This window comes from Nocardia aurea (assembly GCF_003123685.1).
In the GTDB taxonomy this organism is placed as follows: domain Bacteria; phylum Actinomycetota; class Actinomycetes; order Mycobacteriales; family Mycobacteriaceae; genus Nocardia; species Nocardia aurea.
In genome coordinates this window covers 1-5533 of the sequence record NZ_QCYJ01000030.1, presented here as the reverse complement: position 1 = coordinate 5533, position 5533 = coordinate 1, and the positions used below count along the sequence as shown (strand labels likewise).

The 5533-nt window shown below is 72.8% G+C and carries 5 protein-coding genes and 1 pseudogene; 4 read left to right on the top strand and 2 right to left on the bottom strand.

Annotated elements, in window-relative coordinates; all coding sequences use genetic code 11:
* Positions 1 to 194: pseudogene (locus DAT37_RS11850) on the top strand (carbohydrate ABC transporter permease); the annotation flags it as partial.
* Here the strand turns inward: DAT37_RS11850 and DAT37_RS11845 are convergent.
* Together DAT37_RS11845 and DAT37_RS46025 are read right to left on the bottom strand one after the other, a co-directional pair.
* Entirely contained in the window at positions 165 to 1268 is a 1104-nt protein-coding gene (locus DAT37_RS11845) for a winged helix DNA-binding domain-containing protein (protein ID WP_109524828.1), read from the bottom strand. The pseudogene DAT37_RS11850 and the gene DAT37_RS11845 sit on opposite strands and share 30 nt — an antisense overlap.
* Positions 1269 to 1272: 4 nt before the next feature.
* On the bottom strand, positions 1273 to 2310 hold the full coding sequence (locus DAT37_RS46025) for a winged helix-turn-helix transcriptional regulator (protein ID WP_109524827.1): 1038 nt from the start codon (positions 2308 to 2310) through the stop codon (positions 1273 to 1275).
* A 101-nt stretch (positions 2311 to 2411) separates the two neighbouring features.
* Here DAT37_RS46025 and DAT37_RS11835 point away from each other — a divergent pair, with 101 nt between their 5' ends.
* The 3 genes from DAT37_RS11835 to DAT37_RS11825 all read left to right on the top strand — a co-directional run.
* Positions 2412 to 3890: a carotenoid oxygenase family protein gene (locus tag DAT37_RS11835; protein WP_109524826.1), complete on the top strand. Its 1479-nt coding sequence runs from the start codon at positions 2412 to 2414 to the stop codon at positions 3888 to 3890.
* Positions 3887 to 5104 (top strand): acetyl-CoA C-acyltransferase, encoded by a 1218-nt coding sequence (locus DAT37_RS11830; RefSeq protein WP_109524825.1) that lies wholly within the window; start codon positions 3887 to 3889, stop codon positions 5102 to 5104. The genes DAT37_RS11835 and DAT37_RS11830 overlap by 4 nt, the downstream gene beginning before the upstream one ends.
* On the top strand, positions 5101 to 5533 hold a 433-nt coding region (locus DAT37_RS11825), incomplete at its 3' end, for an LLM class flavin-dependent oxidoreductase (RefSeq protein ID WP_157978423.1). The genes DAT37_RS11830 and DAT37_RS11825, both read left to right, overlap by 4 nt.

The following is a 5533-nucleotide window of genomic DNA, read 5'->3' as shown; positions in this document are numbered from 1 at the left end:
CCAGGACCTTCATCATCTCGGCCAAGGAGAACCAGACCCTGCCCGCGGCGCTGCTCGTCTTCTTCAAGCCCGACGAGAACGACTGGGGCGGCATCATGGCGGCCTCGACGCTGATGACCATCCCGGTGCTGATCTTCTTCGTGGCGGTCCAGCGCAGGCTGGTCTCAGGTCTGGGAGGGGCCGTGAAGGACTGATGTCTCGTGCTTGTCGCGCGGGGCCAGGAACTCCAGCAGCCGGAGCCCCTCCGCCTCGACCTCGGCCAGGGACGCCATCGGCTCCCACTGGTGGATGGTGAGGGTGGAGACGCCCTTGGCCCGGGTCACCGTCCAGTCGCCCATGCTGAGGCCGTCGACGAGGATGAGGCGCGGCATCACGTTCGTCCCCATGAACCCGCGCATCGACGCGAACCCCGTCTCGGTGATCACCCTCGACCTGTCCGCGTGTGACAGGAACAGGTTGTCGAAGTCGTACATCAGCCTCACCGGCGCCGGGACGTCCTCGTCCGGCCGGGGCGCGTCCGGCAGGTCGTAGAGGAGGCGCCCGTCCTCGTCCCGGAACCGCACCAGGTCGAGCCCCTCCACCACCTCGGCCAGCCGCGTCAGCCCCGACCAGGTCTGCACGTCCTTGACCGTGGCGGGCCCGAAGGCCGCCAGGTAGCGCAGTACCAGCGCGGCGGCCGTCATCGCGGGAGCGCTCCGGCCCGCCAGCCACGCCTGCGCGGGCGCGTGCGCGACCGGCCCGCTGCGGCCCCACAGGCCGCGCGGCGGCACCTGCACCAGCGGCACCAGCCACCGCACCCCCTGCCCGAGCGCGTGCGGGTCGCTCTCCGGCCACCGTTCGGCGAGCGCCCGCCCCAGCTCGGCGAACGTCATCGGCCGCTCCTCCAGCAGCGACCGGCCCACCGCGGCCAGCTCGTCGAGGTCCACGCCCGCCAGCCGCCCGCCGAACGTCGTCCGCGTCATCCGCTCCGTCACCACCTGCAGCAGCGGCCGCATCGCCAGGCAGTCGCGCGCGCTCACCAGGTGGATGGTCGAGCGCTGCATCGCGATCCGCACGATCTCCCGGGAGGCGAGCAGGTCGGCGGCGTCGGCCGCCCGGAAGTCCTCGATCCGGTTCCACAGGCCGGCGTACCAGGTGTGCGGGGTCTGCGCCTGCAGCCCGCCGAGGTGCTCGACGACGTCCAGCACGGGCCGGTCTGTGCGGCGGAGCAGCAGTTGCCTGTCGAGCGTGGCCCGGTTGAGTGCCCTGCGGCTGATGAGGGGATCCATGCCCCTACGGTAGGGGTGATCGCGGCAAGCCGGCTTCCGCGATGGCCTGTGGGATCGCCGCCTGGTGCGGGGCACGGTTCGGGGCACGGTTCGGGGCACTGTGCGGGGCACTGTGCGGGGCCCGGTCGCCCAGCAGGAAGCGCACCTCCGTCCGGGCCAGCGGCTCGCCGCACGTCAGGCAGCGCAGGTAGGGCCGGAACGGCTCGCCGCAGGCGCGGTGGGTGATGAGCAGGTCGGTGCCCGGCGGCCCCGTGTACCACCGCTGCCCCCAGTCGACGACGAAGGCGAACACCCCGAAGAAGGCGAGCCCCTTGTCGGTCAGCAGGTAGCGGGGCCGCCCGCCGTCGCCCGCGCCGGCGGCGAAGACCCCCAGCTCGGTGAACCTCCGCAGCCGGTCGGACAGCACCGACGGCGCCATGCCGAGCTCGGACTGGAAGTCGGCGAAGCGCCGCACTCCCAGGAAGGCCGCCGCCAGCACGACCGTGCTCCAGCGGTCGCCGAGCAGCTCGAAGGTCTCCGGGAAGTAGGACAGCGGGTCCCTGGCCACGTCGTCGCGGACGGTCCTGCGGTGGTGGCGCGCCACCGCCACCTGGGCGAAGGTCGCCGAGCCACGGAAGGTCTCGGTGTCGCGGGCGGTGACCGGGGCGCGGAGGCAGGCCGCGCAGCCGAGTTCGACGTCGGTCTGCTCGCCGCAGCCGTCGTGCGTGAGCTCCGGCAGCCCCGTCCGCCTGGACACCCACCCGCGCTCCCAGGACCAGATCTCGACCAGCAGCGACCACAGCTCCGTCGCCCGCTCGGTCAGCAGGTATTCGGTACGGGTGCGGCCCTCCTCGCGGTAGGGGGAGGGGCGGAGGAGGTCCCCGGCGACCAGCTCCTTCAGCCGTCCGGCCAGCACCGACTCCGACATGCCCAGCTCGTCGCGCCAGTCGGCGAAGCGGCGGGTGTGCAGGAGGAACGCCCGCTGCAGCATCAGGAGGGTCCACTGGTCGCCTATCGCCAGCAGAGCCTGCCCGATCGCGCTGGGCCGCCTCTCTTGCGTCACCTGCCCGCCCTTCCGTCGCTTCTCAAGGCCAGAGAGTCATGCTACTTTGACGCTGACTTCGCTTATAGAAGCAAGTGGGCCTCCCAGGAAAGGGCGTCCAGATGACCCAGCAGCCGCAGCTGACAGCGGTGGCCCGTCCGGTCCCCGGCGAGGACGAGCCCAACCCTTACCTGATGGGCGTGTTCGCCGCCGTCCAGGACGAGCTGACCGCCGACGACCTGGAGGTGGTCGGCGAGATCCCGGCCGACCTCAACGGGGTCTTCCTGCGCAACGGGCCCAACCGCCGGTACGAGACCCCCGGCCGTCACCACATGTTCGACGGCGACGGCATGATCCACGCGATGCACTTCGAGAACGGCCGGGCCCGCTACCGCAACCGCTGGGTGCGCACCGCCGCGTTCCACGAGGAGTCGAAGGCGGGCGCGGCGCTGTGGACCGGCGTGATGGAGAACCCCTCGGGCAACCCGTTCGGCAACGGGCACGGCCTGGGCATCAAGGACTCCGCCAACACCGACGTGATCTACCACGGGGGCAAGGTCCTGGCGACCTGGTACCTGTGCGGCACCCCGTACGCCATCGACCCGCTCTCCCTGGAGACCCTCGGCGCGGAGACCTTCCTCGGCACCCTGAACGGCGACATGATGGCCCACCCCAAGGCCGACGAGGAGACCGGCGAGCTGATGTGGTTCGACTACGGGCCCGACGGCCCGCCGTACATGAGGTACGGCGTCGTCGGGGCGCACGGCGCGGTCACCCACGTGACCGACATCGAGCTGCCCGGTCCCAGGCTGCCGCACGACATGGCCATCACCCCCGACCACTCCGTCCTCATGGACCTGCCGCTCATCCAGGACCAGGAGGCGCTCGCCGCCGGCAAGTATCGGATCCTCTTCGACCGGTCGCTGCCCGCCAGGTTCGGCGTGATCCCGCGGCACGGCGCCGGCGACGCCGTCCGGTGGTTCGAGGCGAAGCCGTGCTACATCTACCACGTCGTCAACTCCTGGGAGGAGGGCGACGAGATCGTCATGGACGTCTGCCGGGTGAAGAACCCGCAGCACCAGGCGACGTACACGTCGAAGATCGCGCAGATGCTCGCCTACCTGCGGCTGAACGCGCACATCTACCGCTACCGGTTCGACCTGCGCACCGGCCGCACCACCGAGGGCCCCCTCGACGACGACGACATCGAGTTCCCCAGCGTCGACGCGCGGATCATCGGCCGGCCGCACCGCTACTCCTACAACATGCACCTCGCCACCCAGGAGACGCTGCTCTTCGACGGGCTGGTCCGGTTCGACTCGGCGACCGGGAAGAAGCAGGAGCACCTGTTCGGGCCGGGCCGCTGGGGCTCGGAGGCGCCCTTCGCGCCGCGCGACGGCTCCACCGGCGAGACCGACGGCTACCTCGTCAGCTTCGTCAACGACGAGCGGGAGGGGCGTGCCGAGGTCGCCGTCTTCGACGCCGCCGACGTATCGGCCGGGCCGATCGGCCGGGTGCTGCTTCCCTGCCGCGTCCCCACGGGGTTCCACGCCACCTGGGTCCGCGCCGACCAGCTCCGGACCTCCGGAGGCCACCGGTGACCGGCGTCTACGTGCTCTCCACCCTGCGCACCCCGCGCGGGAAGGGCCGACCGGGCGGCGGCCTCGCCGGGATCGCCCCGCTGGAGCTGGCGACCCTGCTGCTGGAGGGGGTACGCGACCGGTCCGGGATCCAGCCGCACCTGGTCGAGGACCTGATCATCGGATCGGCCACCCAGACCGGCGAGCAGGGTGGTGACCTGGCCCGCACCGCCGCAGTGCTGGCCGGATGGGGCGAGTCCACCTCCGGGATGACCCTCAACAGGTTCTGCGCCTCGGGCGTGGACGCCGTCAACACCGCCGCCGCCCACATCGCCTTCGGCTCGGCCGGGCTGGTCGGCGCCGGGGGAGTGGAGTCGGTGTCCCGGGTGCCGATGTTCTCCGACCAGGCCCCGGTCTGGCGGGACGGCGAGGTGGTCGAACGGGTGGGCGCGGTGCAGATGGGCATCGCCGCCGACCTCGTCGCCACCCTGGAGGGCTTCGAGCGGGCCCAGCTCGACGCCTACGCCCTGCGCAGCCAGCTCCGCGCCGCGGCGGCCTGGGAACACGGCAGGTTCGCCCCCTCCCTGCTGCCCGTACAGCCCGGCGACCGGACCGGCCGCGACACTGTCCTGGACCGCGACGAGAACGTCAGGCCGGGCACCACGGCCGGGAGCCTGGCCGCGCTTGAGCCGGCCTTCGCCGCGCTCGGCGCCAGGGGCGAGGACGACCTGGTGCGGCGCAGGCGGCCCGAGGTGGGCGAGATCCGCCACCTGCACACCGTGGGCACCTCGCCCGCGCTCGCCGATGGGGCCGGCATCGTCCTGCTCGGCGACGCCGCCGCCGCGCGCGCCTCCGGGCTCCGCCCGCGCGCCCGGGTGCTCTCCGCCGCCACGGCCGCGGTGGACCCGGTCATCATGCTCACCGCGGGCCAGGCCGCGATCGAGAAGGCGCTGAAGCGCGCCGGGCTCACCCCGGCCGACGTCGACGTGTTCGAGGTGGCCGAGGCGTTCGCCGCGACGTGCCTGAAGCTCCAGCGCGACCTGGGCATCTCCGACGAGCAGCTCAACCCCAACGGCGGCACGATCGCGATGGGCCACGCCTTCGGCGCCACCGGCCCGATCCTCCTCGCGTCCTGCGTGGACGAGCTGGAACGGACCGGCGGGCGCTACGGCGTGGTCGCGGTCAGCGGCGCCGCCGGCACCGGCAGCGCCACGGTCGTGGAGCGCGTGCGATGACAGCCGGTTCCACGACACCCGTGCCCCGGCTGAGCGTCTCCCTGGGGTTCTGGCAGGACCGGCCGCCCGGCGAGGCCCTGCTGACGGCGCGCGCCGCCGACCGGCTCGGCTACGACGAGCTGTGGGTGGGTGAGATGGCCACCTACGACGCGTTCGCCCTGGCCGCCGTGCTCGGCACCGAGACCCGGCGCGTCGGGCTGACCGTGGGGCCGCTAGCGGTCGCCGTGCGCGACCCCATGACCATCGCGCGCGGCGTGGCCTCGGTCGCCGACCTGACCGGACGTCGGGTCGGCGTCGCCATCGGCACCTCCAGCCCCGTGGTGGTGGCGCAGTGGCACGGGCGCGACCGGAGCCGGTCGGTGACCAGGCTGCGGGAGTCGGCCGTCGTGCTGCGGGAGCTGCTCGACGGGGGCAGGCCCTCGTTCGACG

Bases quoted from the DNA above. Each gene is read 5' to 3' on its own strand.
- DAT37_RS11845 (WP_109524828.1), bottom strand. From the start codon at position 1,268: ATGGATCCCCTCATCAGCCGCAGGGCACTCAACCGGGCCACGCTCGAC.
- DAT37_RS11835 (WP_109524826.1), top strand. From the start codon at position 2,412: ATGACCCAGCAGCCGCAGCTGACAGCGGTGGCCCGTCCGGTCCCCGGC.